The sequence below is a fragment of the Staphylococcus sp. GDX7P312P genome, from assembly GCF_008385775.1.
Classification (GTDB): Bacteria; Bacillota; Bacilli; order Staphylococcales; family Staphylococcaceae; genus Staphylococcus; species Staphylococcus haemolyticus.
On the sequence record NZ_VUKI01000016.1, the window covers coordinates 16,126 to 34,560 of the forward strand.

At 32.3% G+C, this 18,435-nt stretch carries 18 protein-coding genes; 15 read left to right on the forward strand and 3 right to left on the reverse strand.

Features of this window, described 5'->3' with window-relative positions; all coding sequences use genetic code 11:
- Positions 1 to 87 precede the first annotated feature (87 nt).
- The gene (locus F1592_RS04615) at positions 88 to 339 is read left to right on the forward strand and encodes a DUF2129 domain-containing protein (protein ID WP_037536213.1); all 252 of its coding nucleotides are present in this window, start codon (positions 88 to 90) and stop codon (positions 337 to 339) included.
- Between the two features lie 2 nt (positions 340 to 341).
- Here the strand turns inward: F1592_RS04615 and F1592_RS04620 are convergent, their stop codons facing one another.
- Positions 342 to 731: a DUF7147 family protein gene (locus F1592_RS04620; protein ID WP_037536215.1), complete on the reverse strand. Its 390-nt coding sequence runs from the start codon at positions 729 to 731 to the stop codon at positions 342 to 344.
- A 69-nt stretch (positions 732 to 800) separates the two neighbouring features.
- Between F1592_RS04620 and rsmD the strand changes: the two genes are divergently transcribed.
- Together rsmD and coaD are read left to right on the forward strand one after the other, a co-directional pair.
- Positions 801 to 1,352, forward strand: coding sequence for a 16S rRNA (guanine(966)-N(2))-methyltransferase RsmD (gene rsmD, locus F1592_RS04625; RefSeq protein ID WP_037536216.1), 552 nt, complete (start codon positions 801 to 803; stop codon positions 1,350 to 1,352).
- Positions 1,345 to 1,830, forward strand: coding sequence for a pantetheine-phosphate adenylyltransferase (gene coaD / locus F1592_RS04630; protein WP_011276104.1), 486 nt, complete (start codon positions 1,345 to 1,347; stop codon positions 1,828 to 1,830). The genes rsmD and coaD overlap by 8 nt, the downstream gene beginning before the upstream one ends.
- Positions 1,831 to 1,955: 125 nt before the next feature.
- Here coaD and F1592_RS04635 read toward each other — a convergent pair whose 3' ends face one another.
- Positions 1,956 to 3,098 (reverse strand): nucleotidyltransferase, encoded by a 1,143-nt coding sequence (locus tag F1592_RS04635; RefSeq protein ID WP_053016981.1) that lies wholly within the window; start codon positions 3,096 to 3,098, stop codon positions 1,956 to 1,958.
- Between the two features lie 126 nt (positions 3,099 to 3,224).
- Here F1592_RS04635 and F1592_RS04640 point away from each other — a divergent pair, with 126 nt between their 5' ends.
- The 5 genes from F1592_RS04640 to pheT all read left to right on the forward strand — a co-directional run bounded on the left by F1592_RS04640 (position 3,225) and on the right by pheT (position 8,801).
- Positions 3,225 to 3,779 carry a YceD family protein gene (locus F1592_RS04640; RefSeq protein ID WP_037549425.1) on the forward strand — a complete coding sequence of 185 codons (555 nt, stop codon included), beginning with the start codon at positions 3,225 to 3,227 and terminating at the stop codon, positions 3,777 to 3,779.
- Between the two features lie 82 nt (positions 3,780 to 3,861).
- Complete coding sequence (gene rpmF / locus F1592_RS04650) at positions 3,862 to 4,035, forward strand: 50S ribosomal protein L32 (protein WP_002435373.1); 174 nt, start codon at positions 3,862 to 3,864, stop codon at positions 4,033 to 4,035.
- 201 nt (positions 4,036 to 4,236) lie between these two features.
- Positions 4,237 to 4,977 (forward strand): TrmH family RNA methyltransferase, encoded by a 741-nt coding sequence (locus F1592_RS04655; RefSeq protein ID WP_037536222.1) that lies wholly within the window; start codon positions 4,237 to 4,239, stop codon positions 4,975 to 4,977.
- A 363-nt stretch (positions 4,978 to 5,340) separates the two neighbouring features.
- Positions 5,341 to 6,399 carry a phenylalanine--tRNA ligase subunit alpha gene (pheS, locus tag F1592_RS04660; protein WP_149809528.1) on the forward strand — a complete coding sequence of 353 codons (1,059 nt, stop codon included), beginning with the start codon at positions 5,341 to 5,343 and terminating at the stop codon, positions 6,397 to 6,399.
- Complete coding sequence (pheT, locus tag F1592_RS04665) at positions 6,399 to 8,801, forward strand: phenylalanine--tRNA ligase subunit beta (RefSeq protein WP_149809529.1); 2,403 nt, start codon at positions 6,399 to 6,401, stop codon at positions 8,799 to 8,801. The genes pheS and pheT overlap by 1 nt, the downstream gene beginning before the upstream one ends.
- A 51-nt stretch (positions 8,802 to 8,852) precedes the next feature.
- Here the strand turns inward: pheT and rnhC are convergent, their stop codons facing one another.
- Complete coding sequence (rnhC, locus tag F1592_RS04670; RefSeq protein ID WP_037536229.1) at positions 8,853 to 9,785, reverse strand: ribonuclease HIII; 933 nt, start codon at positions 9,783 to 9,785, stop codon at positions 8,853 to 8,855.
- Between the two features lie 280 nt (positions 9,786 to 10,065).
- Between rnhC and zapA the strand changes: the two genes are divergently transcribed.
- The 7 genes from zapA to F1592_RS04705 all read left to right on the forward strand — a co-directional run bounded on the left by zapA (position 10,066) and on the right by F1592_RS04705 (position 18,392).
- Complete coding sequence (gene zapA, locus F1592_RS04675) at positions 10,066 to 10,332, forward strand: cell division protein ZapA (protein WP_011276097.1); 267 nt, start codon at positions 10,066 to 10,068, stop codon at positions 10,330 to 10,332.
- Entirely contained in the window at positions 10,333 to 10,854 is a 522-nt protein-coding gene (locus F1592_RS04680; RefSeq protein WP_037536231.1) for a CvpA family protein, read from the forward strand.
- Between the two features lie 74 nt (positions 10,855 to 10,928).
- On the forward strand, positions 10,929 to 12,641 hold the full coding sequence (polX, locus tag F1592_RS04685) for a DNA polymerase/3'-5' exonuclease PolX (protein ID WP_053016985.1): 1,713 nt from the start codon (positions 10,929 to 10,931) through the stop codon (positions 12,639 to 12,641).
- Positions 12,642 to 12,650: 9 nt separating this feature from the next.
- The gene (locus tag F1592_RS04690) at positions 12,651 to 15,002 is read left to right on the forward strand and encodes an endonuclease MutS2 (RefSeq protein ID WP_053016986.1); all 2,352 of its coding nucleotides are present in this window, start codon (positions 12,651 to 12,653) and stop codon (positions 15,000 to 15,002) included.
- Between the two features lie 195 nt (positions 15,003 to 15,197).
- Entirely contained in the window at positions 15,198 to 15,512 is a 315-nt protein-coding gene (trxA, locus tag F1592_RS04695) for a thioredoxin (protein ID WP_011276093.1), read from the forward strand.
- Positions 15,513 to 15,609: 97 nt separating this feature from the next.
- The gene (gene uvrC, locus F1592_RS04700) at positions 15,610 to 17,397 is read left to right on the forward strand and encodes an excinuclease ABC subunit UvrC (protein WP_053017113.1); all 1,788 of its coding nucleotides are present in this window, start codon (positions 15,610 to 15,612) and stop codon (positions 17,395 to 17,397) included.
- 380 nt (positions 17,398 to 17,777) lie between these two features.
- The gene (locus tag F1592_RS04705) at positions 17,778 to 18,392 is read left to right on the forward strand and encodes a succinate dehydrogenase cytochrome b558 subunit (RefSeq protein ID WP_011276091.1); all 615 of its coding nucleotides are present in this window, start codon (positions 17,778 to 17,780) and stop codon (positions 18,390 to 18,392) included.
- The last annotated feature ends 43 nt before the right edge of the window (positions 18,393 to 18,435 follow it).

Below are 18,435 nucleotides of genomic sequence, written 5' to 3' on the forward strand. Positions count from 1 at the left end.
AGGGATACAGTTCATGGGATTAAAGGATTTTATAATATAAATAGTCGTGGTATAGTTATTATGCATAATAAATGGAGTGTGTATAGTATGGAATTAATTCCAAGAGTGAGTTTGATCGTTTATTTAAAACATATTAAGCATGAGCGTCAAATTAGAAAGTATGGACATATTATTTATACGAATAAGCAACGTAAATATGTTGTATTGTATGTTAATGAAAATGACGCAGATGCAATTGTTCATAAATTAATGAAACTAAAATACGTTGTGGATATAGACGGATCACCTTATAAATATTTGAAAAAAACTTATGAAAAAGAAAAACATGAAATTCTATAATTTTATTGCATGGGTGGAATCCAATTTTGTAGTCGTAATACACTTATCAAATACTTAAAGTATTGGTCTAACGTGTGGAACGCTTCTGGTGGTTGTACATCTATACCGAATATAGGTACATTATATTGATTTGCTTGATTATTAATGAGTTCAAATTTTTTATTACTGTCAGGATATGGATATTTAAGCGCATCAAGCATGATGTACATAGCTTGGAAATGATTACCTGAAGTTGGATTCATAATCATTGCAACTGATGAAAGTTGTTTTGAAGATTGTGGTGTATGAAAGTATACAATTTTATTTATCCGGAGATGGTTGTATTCTATTAAGGTATTAAATTCAAATAGGTCTGTTAATCCTTCTCCCAATACGATAAATGACTGTTTCATAATATAATCCTTCTCCTTTTTACAACAAATTATAATAAATAACCTAGAGAAATGGAAGTGTAAGTCAAGATGAGAGTTATTGCTGGAAAACATAAAAGTAAAGCCTTAGAAAGTTTAGAAGGTCGTAATACACGTCCAACTATGGATAAAGTGAAAGAAGGTATATTTAATAGCTTACAAGAAGTACATGGTTTAGGTTTAGACTTATTCGCTGGAAGTGGCGCATTAGGTATTGAAGCATTATCTCGTGGTATGGAAAAAGTCATATTTGTAGATCAAAATTTTAAAGCTGTTAAAGTGATACAAGCTAATTTAAATCAATTAGACCTACGTGATCAATCTGAGGTTTATAAAAATAATGCTGATCGTGCACTGAAAGCTTTAAATAAGAGAGAGATTCAATTTGACTATATTTTTCTTGACCCTCCATATAATAAAGGTTTGATTGATAAAGCTTTAGAGCAAATTGCAGAGTTTAATTTATTGAAAGAAAATGGTATCATCATTTGTGAGTTTAGCAATCATGAGCAAATCAACACAAATGGATTTAAAGTGATTAAACAATATCACTATGGTCTTACTGATACTTTGTTACTAGAAAAAGGAGAGCAAAATGGCTAAAACGAAGGCGGTCATTCCTGGTAGTTTTGATCCTATTACATATGGACACATCGATATCATCGAGAGAAGTGCAGGGCGCTTTGATGAATTACATATTTGTGTGTTAAAGAATAGTAATAAAACTGGGACGTTTAATATTGACGAGCGAATGGCATTAATTGAAGAATCTGTAAAACATTTATCAAATGTTGAAGTACATAATTATAACGGTTTGTTAGTAGATTTTTGTGACAAAATTGGTGCTCAAACAATCATTAGAGGCTTGAGAGCAGTCAGTGATTTTGAGTATGAATTGAGACTAACATCAATGAATAAAAAACTAAATAGTAATGTAGAAACGATGTATATGATGACTAGTACAAACTATTCTTTTATTAGTTCGAGCGTCGTAAAAGAAGTGGCGCAATATAAAGCTGATATATCAGATTTTGTACCTCCAAATGTCGAGAAAGCATTAAAAGAAAAATTTAAAAAGTAATAGATGAGGTTAAAATGATTGCACTCAGAATTGTACGAGGCAAATTTAATTTGTATAGGTCTACATTTAATCCGCATATGCCGACTAGGACTGAGAAAAAGCTTTAAATTAAGCATTTCTCAGTCCTAGTTCTTTTTATTAATTATCACAGGTGTATTAAAATCGTTAGCCCTTTGACCAGATATTAAATTATAAATATGAGTTGCTTTAATTTCATTTTTAAATAAAGAGGCAGTTTCCTTGTTAATATTTGTTACATAAAAGCGATTAGGGAATTGTTTTTTTAAGTGTTTTAAATACTGTTGCCCTCTTTGATTCATGCCTAGAATTCGCACTCCTCGAATTTCATCATCAAAATCACTTTTGTTAATATTTAGTAATATTTGCATCAGAACGCGCTGTATGTGCGTGTATGTGAAACGTTTAGTTTTAATTAAGGACATAAACGTGTCGAAATCTTGCGCATTTTGTATGTTTGATTTGAGACGATGTTCAAAGCCCTCAGACATGGTATAAATGTGTGATAATTCTTCAGAGGAACGACTTAAAATATTATATTTAATAAAATTAAACGTTTGCTCCTTTAAAAGGTGAGGCGTTTCATATAACTGCTTTATATCTGATGGTACGACATCTTTCCAGGTGTTTTCTTTATTTAATAAAGCGTGTCTAATAGCTGAGCCACTTGCGAAACTGTCATGTTTAATCTCTTGATCGTGATGTGCAGTAGATTGACGTTGAATAGCGATTCTTTTTATAGTTGGAGCTATATTGTTAATGGCCTTTATGTATGCTACACCAAGTATATTGTTAGGAGAACGTAACACTTGTTGATCATCAATTAGGTCATGTACAATTTTGGCGTAAGTGTTCCCTTGTTTAATTAAATCTTGAAAATATGACGATTGTTCAAGCGAGTTAATATTAGATGCTACGTTCTCTAGACGTGAAATGTCATTGATTTCACTACCAAATGCAATAGTATCAATATCTAAATAGTGAGCTACTTTAATTGCAAAAGTTGCAAAATAATCACTCGATGAAAGACTAGCAATCGCTGGAAGTTCAACAACTAAATCAACGCCTAACAAAGCCATCTTTGTTCTCAAGAATTTATTATAAATTGCTGGCTCGCCACGCATGACGAAATTGCCACTCATAATTGCAATACTTATCTTCGCGTCGGACTGTAACTTAGATTGTTGAGCGTGATATAAATGGCCATTATGAAATGGATTATATTCTGTGATTAGTCCAACACTTTTCATTTGCAATTCATCCTTTCGATATTCATTATTAGTATTGTAACAGATGAAAGTATGTTAAGAAAAAATCTTGACAACTTATACTTGTAAAGTTAAAATAAATTTTGTGTTTGTTAGAGGTGAAGCCATATGAAATGGTCAATAACGCAATTAAGAAAATATCAAGGTAAGCCATTTGAATTCAATCAAACGGCAAATTTTGAACATTTAATAGAACCTTTAGGCTTGATTGATTTATCAGAAATCAATGTTGAAGGTGAATTAACCGTTAAAGCCAATGAAGTTATTGCAGATATTCATTTAACTGGAACATATACAATGCCTTGTGCACGTACGCTTGTACCTGTAGAAGTTCCTTTAGATGTAAGGACATCTGAAATATTTGATTTGGAAGGTTATGATAGTTATACCGATGAAGAAGTAGAAGAGGATGAACACTATCATCTAGCTACTGATGGTATGATTAATATTCGAGACATTGCTGAAGAATTGGTAATCATTGAGAAACCGATGAGAGCTTTCTCTGAGAATAGCGATCAGATGCTTACAGAAGGTAATGGTTGGGAAGTTATTGACGAAGATCAAATGATCGAACTTGAAAAAGAAAAAGACAATGATGATTCCCAAACGCAACAAGTTGATCCTAGGCTTCAAAAATTACAACAATTATACGATAAAGAGTAATAGCAGGTTGTTTTAAATTATTGTATAATGATTTAATGACCTAACACTTAAGATATGTGTTTAATATTAAGGAGGATATATCATGGCAGTACCAAAAAGAAGAACGTCTAAAACTAGAAAAAACAAACGTCGTACTCACTTCAAAATTTCAGTACCTGGTATGACTGAATGCCCAAGTTGTGGAGAATACAAATTATCTCACCGCGTATGTAAAAACTGTGGTTCTTACAACGGTGAAGAAGTCGTTTCTAAATAATCGACTTAATGATTTTAGTGAAGCATGGACAATTTAATTTTGTTCGATGCTTCTTTTTTTATCAATAATCAAATTTTATAATAATCGGCGATAAAAATGGTTATACATATAATGTTTAAGTTTCCATTATAATCGATTTAGTTATGTTAATATAAATTAGTAAACAACATCAATAATAGCTACTATAAAATGGAGAACTATATGGAACAAATTACGTCAGCACAAAATAGTAAGATAAAAAATGCGAATAAATTAAAGAAAAAGCGAGATCGTGATAAAACTGGACAAGCATTGATTGAAGGTATTCATTTAATCGAAGAAGCTTACCAAAGCGGCATTGTCATTAAGCAACTATTTGTAATTGAACCAAATAGAACAGATGAAGCGCTTAAGGATTATGCTGAAGAGACATTTGAAATTAATATGAAAGTTGCAGAATCATTATCAGGTACGATAACACCTCAAGGTTTTTTTGCTGTAATTGAAAAGCCTAAATATGATGTTACGCAAGCAAAACAAGTATTATTAATCGATCGCATTCAAGATCCGGGTAATCTAGGCACATTAATTCGTACTTCTGATGCAGCGGGAATAGATTTGATTGTAATGGAAAAAGGTACAGCCGATCCATATCAAGACAAGGTTTTACGAGCAAGTCAAGGTAGTGTATTTCATATTCCGGTTATTACCGCAGATTTGAAAACATTTATCGCTGATTTTAATGGACCAGTTTATGGTACTGCACTTGAGAATGCGCAACCATATAAGGAGGTAGCATCTCAAGATATATTTGCCTTATTACTAGGTAATGAAGGTGAAGGTGTGAACAAGGCATTATTAAATGAAACATCACAAAATTTAACAATACCAATTTACGGCAAGGCGGAAAGCTTAAACGTAGCTATTGCTGGAAGTATTTTACTTTATCATTTGAAAGGTTGACCCTGAGAAATAAAATCGGCTATACTTAGATGTACACAATAATCAATGTAAATTAATAACTTATGTTATAAAAATTGAAAATATTACCGATAAAAAGACCTTAACTGATATAAAGTGTTGTACAGGGAGAGTAAACGTGACTGCAATTTACTCCAACATATATTAGTTTCTTTCATCTTTTTGGTTACTTAAAGAAATTTAAGTCGGAGTACGTCTTCGTTACCAACGTATACAAGTGTATGCATATGCATAAATTTGGGTGGTACCACGGAAAGACTTTCGTCCCAGTTTTGGGATGGAAGTCTTTTTTTATGAAGAAATGTTAACAATAAATAGTGAATATAATGTGAGAGGTGTAAGTCAATGACTCAAAACGATTCAATGGCAGAATTAAAACAACAAGCACTTGTTGATATTAATGAAGCTCAAAATGAACGCGAATTACAAGATGTTAAAGTTAAATACTTAGGTAAAAAAGGCTCAGTAAGTGGATTAATGAAAAATATGAAAGATTTACCTAATGAAGAAAAGCCAGCATATGGTCAAAAAGTAAATGAACTACGTCAAACAATTCAAAAAGAATTAGATAAGAAGCAAGAATTGTTAAAAAACGAAAAACTAAATCAACAATTAGCAGAAGAAACTATCGATGTAACATTGCCAAGTCGACAAATTAGTATAGGTTCTAAACATCCTTTAACACGAACAGTTGAAGAAATTGAAGATTTATTCTTAGGTCTAGGTTACGAAATTGTTGATGGCTATGAAGTAGAACAAGATTATTATAACTTTGAAGCTTTAAATTTACCTAAATCCCATCCGGCACGTGATATGCAAGATAGTTTTTATATTACTGATGAAATCTTAATGCGTACACACACATCTCCAGTACAAGCACGCACAATGGAAAAACGCAATGGACAAGGACCAGTTAAAATTATTTGTCCTGGTAAAGTTTATCGCCGTGATTCAGATGATGCGACACATAGTCATCAGTTCACACAAATTGAAGGACTTGTTGTTGATAAAAACATTAAAATGAGTGATTTAAAAGGAACATTAGAATTAGTGGCGAAAAAATTATTCGGTGCAGACCGTGAAATTCGATTACGTCCTAGTTACTTCCCATTCACTGAACCTTCTGTAGAAGTGGACGTATCATGTTTCAAATGTAAAGGTAAAGGCTGTAACGTATGTAAACATACAGGATGGATTGAAATTTTAGGTGCGGGTATGGTGCACCCGAATGTACTTGAAATGGCCGGATTCGATTCCAATGAGTATTCTGGTTTCGCATTTGGTATGGGTCCTGACCGTATCGTGATGTTGAAATATGGTATTGAAGATATTCGTCATTTCTATACAAATGATGTTCGATTCCTTGAACAATTTAAAGCTGTTGAAGATAGAGGTGAAGCATAATGTTGATTTCTAATGAATGGTTAAAAGATTACGTAGATGCAGGGGTTAAGGTTGAAGATTTAGCAGAACGTATTACCCGTACAGGTATTGAAGTAGATGACATGATTGATTATACAAAAGATATTAAAAATCTAGTGGTCGGCTATATTCAATCAAAAGAAAAGCATCCTGATGCAGATAAATTAAATATTTGCCAAGTAGACATTGGTGAGGAAGCACCTGTTCAAATCGTTTGCGGTGCACCAAATGTAGATGCTGGTCAACACGTCATTGTCGCGAAAGTTGGTGGTCGCTTACCAGGAGGCATTAAAATTAAACGTGCTAAATTACGTGGTGAGCGTTCAGAAGGTATGATTTGTTCATTACAAGAAATTGGTATTTCAAGTAATGTGGTACCTAAAGCATATGAAAATGGTATTTTTGTCTTTCCGACAGAAGTTGAGCCAGGAACGGATGCATTAACAGCATTATATTTAAATGATCAAGTGATGGAATTTGATTTAACACCGAATCGCGCGGACGCATTAAGTATGGTTGGGACTGCGTATGAAGTAGCTGCGTTGTATCAAACTGAAATGACGAAACCAACTACTAAGAGTAATGAAATTTCAGAATCTGCAAGAAATGAATTATCAGTAACAATCAATAATCCTGAAAAAGTCCCTTATTATAGTGCGCGTGTTGTTAAAAACGTAAGCATAGAACCATCTCCAATTTGGATGCAAGCACGTTTAATAAAAGCAGGCATACGACCTATTAATAATGTTGTAGATATTTCAAACTATGTTTTATTAGAATATGGTCAACCGTTACACATGTTTGATCAAGATCATATCGGCTCTAAAGAAATTGTTGTACGACAAGCGAAAGATGAAGAGACAATGACTACATTAGACAATAATGAGCGCAAGCTAGTAGACACTGATATCGTTATTTCTAATGGTCAAGAACCTATTGCATTGGCAGGCGTAATGGGTGGCGACTTTTCAGAAGTAACTGAACAAACTACTAACGTGGTAATAGAAGGTGCAATATTCGACCCAGTATCAATTCGTCACACTTCACGTCGTTTAAACTTACGTAGTGAAGCCTCTAGTCGTTTTGAAAAAGGTATCGCAACAGAATTTGTTGACGAAGCGGTTGACAGAGCATGTTACTTATTACAAGAATTAGCTTCTGGTGAAGTACTAAAAGATAGAGTATCTTCAGGAGATTTAGGATCATTTGTGACACCAATCGATATTACAGCTGAAAAGGTAAACAAAACAATTGGTTTTAATTTGTCTAATGACGAAATTCAAGCTATCTTTAAACAATTAGGTTTCGAAACAACATTAAAAGGCGAAACATTAACGGTCAATGTGCCTTCACGTCGTAAAGATATTACTATTAAAGAAGACTTAATTGAAGAAGTCGCACGTATTTATGGTTACGATGAAATCCCTTCATCATTACCAGTATTTGGCAAAGTAACAAGTGGAGAATTAACGGATCGTCAACATAAAACACGTACCGTTAAAGAAACGCTTGAAGGTGCTGGATTGAACCAAGCAATCACATATTCATTAGTTTCTAAAGATCATGCTAAGGACTTCGCACTTCAAGAACGTCCAACAATCAGTTTATTAATGCCTATGAGTGAAGCACATGCTACTTTACGTCAGAGCTTATTACCGCATTTAATTGAAGCAACTGCATATAATGTAGCTCGTAAAAATAAAGATGTTAGATTATATGAAGTTGGTCGTGTATTCTTTGGCAATGGTGAAGGCGAACTTCCAGATGAAGTTGAATATTTAAGTGGTATTTTAACTGGAGAATATGCTGTTAATGCTTGGCAAGGTAAAAAGGAAGAAATTGACTTCTTTATCGCTAAAGGAGTTGTAGACCGAGTTGCGGAAAAATTAAATTTAGAATTTAGTTATAAAGCTGGAAAAATTGAAGGTTTACATCCAGGACGTACAGCGATTGTATCTTTAGAAGGACAAGACATTGGTTTCATTGGTGAATTACACCCACAAGTTGCAGCAGATAATGATTTAAAACGCACGTATGTGTTTGAATTAAATTATGATGCAATGATGCAAGTAGCGGTTGGATATATTAATTATGAACAAATTCCTAAATTCCCTGGTGTGACAAGAGATATTGCATTAGAAGTTAATCATGATGTACCTTCTTCTGAATTGAAACAAATTATTCATAATAATGGTGAAGACATCTTACAAAGTACATTAGTATTTGATGTTTATGAAGGTGAACATTTAGAAAAAGGCAAAAAATCAGTAGCAATCCGACTAAATTATTTAGACACAGAAGACACTTTAACTGATGAACGCGTATCTAAAATTCATGATAAGATTTTGGAAGCATTACAAGCTCAAGGTGCTACAATTAGATAATGAAATGAAAGAGACGAATTCTGTATTAATGGAATTCGTCTCTTTATAAATTTATTTATATTTTTTAGTCACTAAATTTTGGGCTTTTTCTCGATTTTTAAAATGTTTTTTTGAGATCATATCTAACGTTTCTATTCCATGTTTATCAATAATTTGAGCAGCTATCAAATCTACTTTATTACTAGCACCTTTAGGGATATCTTGTTTCATTTTATGTGATATATGATCCATATGTTTAACAAAGGCGTATCTTGAAATAATACTAGCAGCTGCGATTGCTAATGATTTAGATTCACCTTTCGTTTCAAATTTAGTTTTTTCTGGGTAAGGTAGTGAACTTAAAGCATAGCGTTGATAAACACCACGTACTGCAAATTGATCAATTACGATATAATTTAACTCATTGCAATTAATTTTTTGGGTGACGTTTTTGATAGCTTCATTATGTAATACAGCTTTCATTTTAACTTGGGACCAACCAATAGCCTGCCTATCGTTATATTTTGGATTATCAAGCGTTAAAAGTGAATGAGGAATAAATGTAATCAATTGTTCAGCAAGATCGATTATTTTTTGATCATTTAATTTTTTTGAATCATCCACACCAAGTGTTTTTAAAATTTTAACATTCTCCTTAGAAACATAAGCAGCACAAACAGTTAGAGGGCCGAAGTAGTCACCACTTCCTGCTTCATCACTTCCTATACAATTATAATGATTATAAGCTAATGTTTCACCTGAAGATTGGTTAGAAGATGATGAATGCTTGGAAGTAGTGGTATGATCTGGAAGTAATTGTTGGGCAACAGCTTCCGCATTTTTTCCTTGAAACATGACTTTGCCTGAATTATAAATATTTATCACAGATTGTTTGTATTTAGTTCTCGCTTTCATTCCTGGAGGTAATTGAGATGTTTCAAATGTAATTTGTTGTAAGAGATGTTGGATTTCAGATTCTGATAATTTATGAACGACGTTTGCCATAAGCTAGTTGATCCTCACTTTTAAAAATATAATAAAACATAGATAAGCATAACATATTAAGGACATTCATCAGAACAGTTATATAGTTCAAATTTACATTAATTAAAATGATTACGCGTTAGCTACTTACCAAACAACATATCCTAATGTATAATAAGTTGTGATATTCTACTACATAAATTGCGTAAAGTGCATACTAAATTGAAGTACAAGATGAGGTGGTTATTTACATGTAACCATTGATAGGCTTAAAGAATAAATAATGTCAGGAGTTATTGCTATGGGAGAATTTAGAAATCGAATCAATGTCACGATTAACGATCAGAATTATACTATCATTGGTGAAGACAGCCCCGAGCATATTCGTTACGTAGCACATTTAGTTGATGAAAAGTTAAAAGAAATGGGACGTAAATCAACAGGATTAGATACTACAAGAAAATCAATCCTAACAGCGGTTAATATTATGCATGAAAAGGTCAAATTAGAAGAAGAAAACCGTAAACTATTACAAGAAATTCAACAATTAAAACAACGAGAAGAATAGATGATTATTGATTTTACGATAGCTATTATAATTGTGTATGGTCTTATTATAGGGTATAGAAGAGGGGTATGGTTGAATAGTTTACATTTATTTTCAACGATAGTCTCATTAGTTATAGCACATCAATTTTATCAGCGAATTAGTTCGCAGTTAATTGTATTTATACCTTTTCCAAAGACAATTGCATATGATATGAAGTATGCTTTTCATTTTAATGATTTGCAGCAACGCTTTGATACAATTATTGCATTTTTACTAATTGCCTCACTTTGTAAGTTGATTTTATATCTTATAATAATTACTTTTGATAATATAGTTACGTATCGAATGATTAACCAAATCAGTAGACTATTTGGTAGTTTAATAAGTGTAGTGATGGCAGTCGTTGCAATACAGTTATCAATCTATGTGCTAGCATTGTATCCAATTGAGTGGTTACAACACAATTTACAACATGCGTACATAGGCAAACTTATCTTGTTTCATACACCATTTTTCTCGTCTTATATTTTAAATTTATAAAACAAAACTGATATAAGGTCAGGACAAGGCTACTTTGTTAAATGTCCTGGTCTTCTTTTTATGGAGTGATTGGAATGACAAAAAAAGATGTAATTCAATTATTAGAAAAAATTGCTATATATATGGAATTAAATGGGGAAAATACGTTTAAAGTATCAGCGTATAGAAAAGCAGCTCAAAGCTTAGAAATTGATGAAAGACCACTTGATGAAATTGAGGATGTTACTGAATTAAAAGGTATTGGTAAAGGTGTAGGGGAAGTCATTGATGAATATCGTAAAACAGGTGAATCAAGTTATTTAAAAGAATTACAACAACTTGTTCCAGAAGGCTTGATTCAATTAATGAAGATTCAAGGATTAGGTAGTAAAAAAATAGCTAAATTATATAAAGAACTTAATATTACAGATAAAGAAAGTTTACAATTGGCTTGTGAAAGTGGAAAAGTAAGCGAACTAAGTGGTTTTGCTAAAAAAACTGAACAAAATATACTTGAAGCAGTTAAAGCTTTAGGAGCAAAAAAAGATAGCTATCCAATAGACACTATGAGAGGTTTAAATCGTGTCATAATCGATTATTTAGAAACAATTGATAGTATTGAGAGATACTCAGAAGCAGGAAGCTTCCGTCGTTATAAAGAAATGAGTAAAGATTTGGATTATATTATTAGTACGGAGCATCCAGACGAAGTACAACAACAACTTTTAAATATACCTAATAAAGTGAAAGATGTTGCTGTTGGCCAAACGAAAGTTTCATTAGAGTTGACGTACGATGATGAGACTATTGGCGTAGATTTTCGCCTTATTGAGCCAGTTGCGTTCTATCACACATTACAACATTTTACAGGTTCTAAAGATCATAACATTCGTATAAGACAAATGGCTAAAGCGCAAAATGAAAAAATAAGTGAATATGGAATTGAACAGCAAGATGGCTCTTTACTACAGTTACAGAGTGAGGAAGAGATTTATCAACATTTCGGTAGTGAATGGATTGCACCCGCTTTACGTGAAGACGGTAGCGAATTTGATAAAGATTTAAGTGATATTATTACTTTGGATGATATTAACGGAGATATTCATATGCATACCACATATAGTGATGGTGCTTTTTCTATTAGAGATATGATTGAAGCAAATATAAAAAAAGGCTATCAATTCATGGTGATTACTGACCATTCACAAAGCCTTAAAGTCGCAAATGGGTTACAAGTTGAACGTTTATTACGTCAAAATGAAGAAATTAAGAAGCTAAATGAAGAATATGCAGAAATAGATATCTATTCAGGCACAGAGATGGATATTCTTCCTGATGGCTCGTTAGATTATGATGATGATGTGTTATCACAACTTGACTATGTTATAGCTGCGATTCACCAAAGCTTTAATCAATCAGAAGAAGAGATTATGAAACGTTTGGAAAATGCATGTCGAAATCCATATGTACGACACATCGCTCATCCAACAGGACGTATTATCGGTCGAAGAGAAGGGTACAAACCGAATATCGATCGATTAATGAAGTTAGCAGAAGAAACAAATACAATAATGGAAATTAACGCAAATCCTAAGCGATTAGACTTAAATGCTGAAACAGTTAAAAAATATCCTAATGTAAAATTAACAATTAATACAGATGCTCATCATATTGATCATTTAGACTTTATGAAATATGGTGTAGCCACTGCTCAAAAAGGGTTTGTAAATAAAGATCGAGTAATTAACACAATGTCTCGTCAAGCATTTAAGGATTTTGTTGGAAATAATAAAAAGTTGAAGAAATAGAGGGATTGTATGAGACAAAAAACATTAGACGTCTTAGAATTTGATAAAATTAAGTCATTTGTAGCTTCGGAAACAATAAGTGACTTAGGGCGTGAAAAAGTGTCTAAGATGTCTCCAGCCACTGACTTTGAAACAGTAGAATTTCAAATGAATGAGACAGATGAAATTTCACAAATTTATAATAAACATCGTTTGCCAAGTTTAAGTGGTTTAGCCAAAATTTCACCATTGATTCATCGTGCAAATATAGGTGGCGTATTAAATGTTACAGAGCTAAATTTAGTTAAACGTTTAATTCAAGTTCAAAATCAATTTAAGACATTTTATAATCAATTATTAGAAGAAGATGAACAAGTTGTTAAGTATCCAATTTTGAATGATAAAATGAACCAATTACCAATTTTATCGGATCTTTTCCAAGAGATAAATGAAAAATGTGATACACACGATTTATATGATAGCGCAAGTTATGAATTGCAAGGTATACGAAGTAAAATTTCAAGTACAAACCAACGCATACGACAAAATTTAGACCGTATCGTTAAAAGCCAATCCAATCAGAAGAAATTATCTGATGCTATTATAACGGTACGTAATGATCGTAATGTTATACCGGTTAAAGCTGAATATCGCCAAGATTTCAAAGGGATTGTTCACGATCAATCTGCCTCTGGGCAAACGCTTTATATCGAACCATCATCGATTGTAGAAATGAATAATCAAATCAGTCGTTTACGAAATGATGAAGCTGTAGAACGTGAGCGTATTTTAACAGAATTAACAGGTATGGTTGCTGCCGAAGCAGATGGTTGCTTAATTGCTGAATCAGTCATGGGACAAATTGACTTTTTAACAGCTAAAGCACGATATGCACGCTCAATTAAAGGAACGAAACCTACATTTTACAAAGATAGAACCATTTATTTACCTAATGCATATCACCCACTATTAAATAAAGATACGGTTGTAGCTAATACAATTGAATTTGTTGATGATATTGAAACTGTCATAATTACAGGTCCAAATACGGGTGGTAAAACAGTTACATTAAAGACACTTGGATTAATTATTATTATGGCACAATCAGGTTTACTAATTCCGACATTAGATGGTAGTAAATTAAGTGTCTTTGAAAATGTTTATTGTGATATAGGTGATGAGCAATCAATTGAACAATCACTATCCACTTTTTCTTCACATATGAAGAATATTGTGGAAATTTTGCAAGAGACGGATAAAAATAGTTTAGTTTTATTTGATGAATTAGGTGCAGGTACTGATCCAAGTGAAGGTGCAGCGTTGGCGATGAGTATCTTAGATCACGTTCGTGAAATAGGTTCATTAGTAATGGCTACAACACATTATCCAGAATTAAAAGCATATAGTTATAATCGTGAAGGTGTCATGAACGCTAGTGTTGAATTTGATGTTAATACGTTAAGTCCCACGTATAAATTGTTGATGGGTGTACCTGGTCGTTCAAATGCATTTGATATCTCCCGCAAATTAGGACTTAGCTTAGGTATTATTAATAAAGCTAAGACCATGATTGGGACTGATGAACAAGAAATTAATTCAATGATTGAATCTCTTGAAAAGAATTCAAAACGTGTTGATGAACAACGAATAGAATTAGATAGACTTTTAAAAGAAGCCAAAATAACTCATGACGATCTAGAGCAACAATACGAGCAGTATAAAAATTATGAGAAAAGATTGATGGATGAAGCTAAAGAAAAAGCAAATCAACGTGTTAAATCTGCTACTAAAGAAGCGGATTCAATCTTAAAAGAGTTAAGAACATTACGTGATCAAAAAGGTGCAGATGTCAAAGAACACGAACTTATTGATAAAAAGAAACAATTAGATGATCAATATGAAGAGAGATCAATAAAACAAGATGTGCAAAAACAAAAATATGATGAAATACATGAAGGTGACGAGGTCAAAGTATTATCATATGGTCAAAAGGGCGAAGTATTAGAACTTGTAAATGAAGAAGAAGCAGTTGTTCAAATGGGTATTATTAAAATGAAATTACCTATTGAGGACCTTGAAAAAACTAAAAAGAAAAAAGAGAAGCCAACTAAGATGGTAACTCGACAAAATCGTCAAACAATTAAAACTGAATTAGATTTACGTGGTTATCGTTATGAGGAAGCGGTTGGTGAATTAGATCAATATATTGACCAAGCTGTCTTGAGTAATTATGAGCAAGTTTATATTATTCATGGGAAAGGTACCGGTGCACTTCAAAAAGCCGTACAGAATCACTTGAAAAAACATAAAAGTGTTAAATCATATCGTGGTGGTATGCCAAGTGAAGGTGGTTTTGGTGTGACAGTAGCTGAACTTAAATAAGGTATATTTAAGTGTAAGCAGTGTTGTTGATTTTTTTAGAAAATAACGTACAATTAAGCCAGTGAAAATAAAATGATATGAGTGAGATTCGACAATTATTGACAGATAGTTAATAAGTGAGCAACTGCAATGCACGTACTACTAAAGTCTGTTATAATTTGCTCATCATTCAAAATTTAAGGAGGATTGGCATTTATGGCAATCGTAAAAGTAACGGATTCAAACTTTGATGAAAATATTCAATCAGGCGTTAAATTAGTTGATTTCTGGGCAACTTGGTGTGGACCTTGTAAAATGATCGCACCAGTTTTAGAAGAATTAGCTGGAGATTATGATGGAAAAGCTGATATTTTAAAATTAGATGTTGATGAAAACCCATCAACAGCAGCTAAATTTGAAGTAATGAGTATCCCAACTTTAATCGTATTTAAAGACGGTGAACCAGTTGATAAAGTAGTAGGTTTCCAACCTAAAGAAAACTTAGCTGAAGTATTAGATAAACATCTTTAAGAATAATTTGAACGTATATGAGACTGGGGCATTACATAGAATGTAATAGCTCCGTCTTTTTTATGTGTAGTTAATTTTATGGGAAGGAGGATAAATGTTGTCAGACTACAAAGAGAAAATTAAAAATAAATTAAGTGTAGTTCCATTTGAACCGGGTTGTTACTTAATGAAAGATCGTAATGATCAAGTGATTTATGTCGGCAAAGCCAAGCGATTAAGAAATAGATTACGTTCATACTTCACAGGTGCACATGATGCAAAAACTACTCGGTTGGTAGGAGAAATCCGAAATTTTGAATTTATAGTAACTTCAAGTGAAACTGAATCCTTGCTTTTAGAATTAAATTTAATTAAACAGTATCAGCCTCGCTACAATATTCTATTAAAAGATGATAAAAGTTATCCATTTATAAAAATTACTAAAGAAAAGCATCCAAAGTTAATTGTTACGCGTACAGTTAAAAAAGGTACTGGAAAATATTTTGGACCATACCCTAATGCTTATTCAGCTCAAGAGACAAAAAAGTTATTAGACCGTATTTATCCTTTTAGAAAATGTGATAAAATGCCTGATAAATTGTGTCTTTATTATCACATTGGACAATGTATGGGACCATGTGTATATGATGTTGATCAACAAGTTTATGCACAAATGACTCGTGAAATAAGTGATTTTTTAAATGGTGAAGATAAAACTATACTTAAAAATTTAGAAGATCGTATGATGGATGCTAGCGAAAAATTAGATTTTGAACGTGCAAAAGAATATCGTGATTTAATACAACATATTCATAATTTAACTAAAAAACAAAAAATTATGTCATCTGATAATACGATTCGAGATGTGTTTGGTTATAGTGTCTCTAAAGGGTGGATGTGCATTCAAGTCTTCTTTATTCGTCAAGGTAATTTGATACAAAGAGATGCTACAATGATTCCTTTACAACAGCAATCTGAAGAAGAAGAATTTTATACATTTATAGGTCAATTCTATAGTTTAAATCAGCATATATTACCCAAAGAAGTACATGTTCCTAAAAATTTAGATAAAGATATGATTCAATCTGTAGTAGATACTAAAATTGTACAGCCAGCTCGTGGCGCAAAAAAAGAGATGGTAGATTTAGCAAACCATAATGCTGAAGTCGCTCTTGAAAATAAATTCGAGCTAATTGCTAGAGATGAATCACGTACAATAAAGGCAATAGAGGAGCTCGGTGAACGAATGGGTATACAAACACCTATTCGTATTGAAGCATTTGATAACTCAAACATACAAGGTGTAGACCCTGTGTCTGCTATGGTAACCTTTGTTGATGGAAAAGCAGATAAAAAAGGTTATAGAAAATATAAAATTAAAACAGTTGATGGACCTGATGACTACAAGTCAATGAGAGAAGTTGTTCGTCGTAGATACACACGTGTTCTAAATGAAGGCTTACCATTACCTGATTTGATTATAGTTGATGGTGGGAAAGGACATATGTCAGGTGTATTAGATGTTCTTGAGAATGAACTAGGACTGGATATTCCGGTCGCTGGATTAAGAAAAAATGATAAACACCAAACGTCTGAGTTACTTTATGGACCAAATGCAGAAGTTGTACCATTGAAGAAGAATAGTCAAGCATTCTATTTATTACATCGGATTCAAGATGAAGTACACCGTTTCGCAATTACATTCCATCGTCAAACACGTCAAAAAACAGGATTACAATCAGTATTGGACACTGTTGATGGAATTGGAAGTAAACGTAAGACAAGTTTATTAAGAACATTTGGCTCGATTAAGAAAATGAAGGAAGCAAGTGTAGCGGATTTGAAGAAAGCGGGTCTTCCTGAGAAGGTTGCACTAAACTTACAACAAGCATTATCAAATGATTAATTAAAAAAAGGGCTATGAGAATTATTCTCATAGCCCAAAAACATATAAAAAATGTTACAATACAGTTAACAAAAAGTTTATTTTTTTAAGGAAGTATGGAAGCGTTTTCTAATTGAGAAACATTATCATTAAAGTGTTTTTATTAATGATTAATGTAATACTAGCATTTCTCATTAAAACAAATATGATTTATTTACTTTTTTAAGTCCTACTTGTTTACATAGTTCTTAATAGAACCGATATTTATTGATTATTGTCACAATAATTTAACAATGGACAAGTACTAAATAAAATAGTAAATCATTGTGATGTTTCTTGATTGAAAAGACTTTCTTATAAATAAACTATTTAAATCAATAGTTTTACAGGGGGGACTCCTTTTGGCAAAGTCTAAAAATGAATTCTACCTTAGACGTGTTCACTCGTTACTAGGTATTATTCCAATTGGTGCATTTTTAGTTGTTCATTTAATTGTGAACCATCAAGCAACACAAGGGGCAGAGGCTTTTAATAAGGCAGCTGGCTTTATGGAATCAATTCCATTTTTATTAGCAGTTGAATTTTTATTAATTTATATTCCAATTTTATATCACGGTTTGTATGGTATTCACATTGCATTTACAGCTAAAGAAAATATCGGTCATTATTCTTTATTTAGAAACTGGATGTTTGCATTACAAAGATTTTCAGGTATTGTGACATTCGTATTTATCTTCATGCATTTATGGCAAACTACAATTCAAAAATACTTCTTTGGTAAAGCAGTTGATTTTGAATTGATGCACAAAACACTTGAAAATCCAATTTGGGTTATCGTATATATCGTTTGTGTTTTATGTGTTATTTTCCATTTCTCAAATGGTTTATGGTCATTCTTTGTAACATGGGGATTCTTACAATCTAAACAATCACAACGTGTATTCACTTGGATTTCTTTAATCGTATTCTTAGTTCTAGGATACATTGGAGTATCTGCAATTTTCGCATTTGTATAAAACACAATTTGTAATCATATATAGTACGTTGAATTTTAGATAA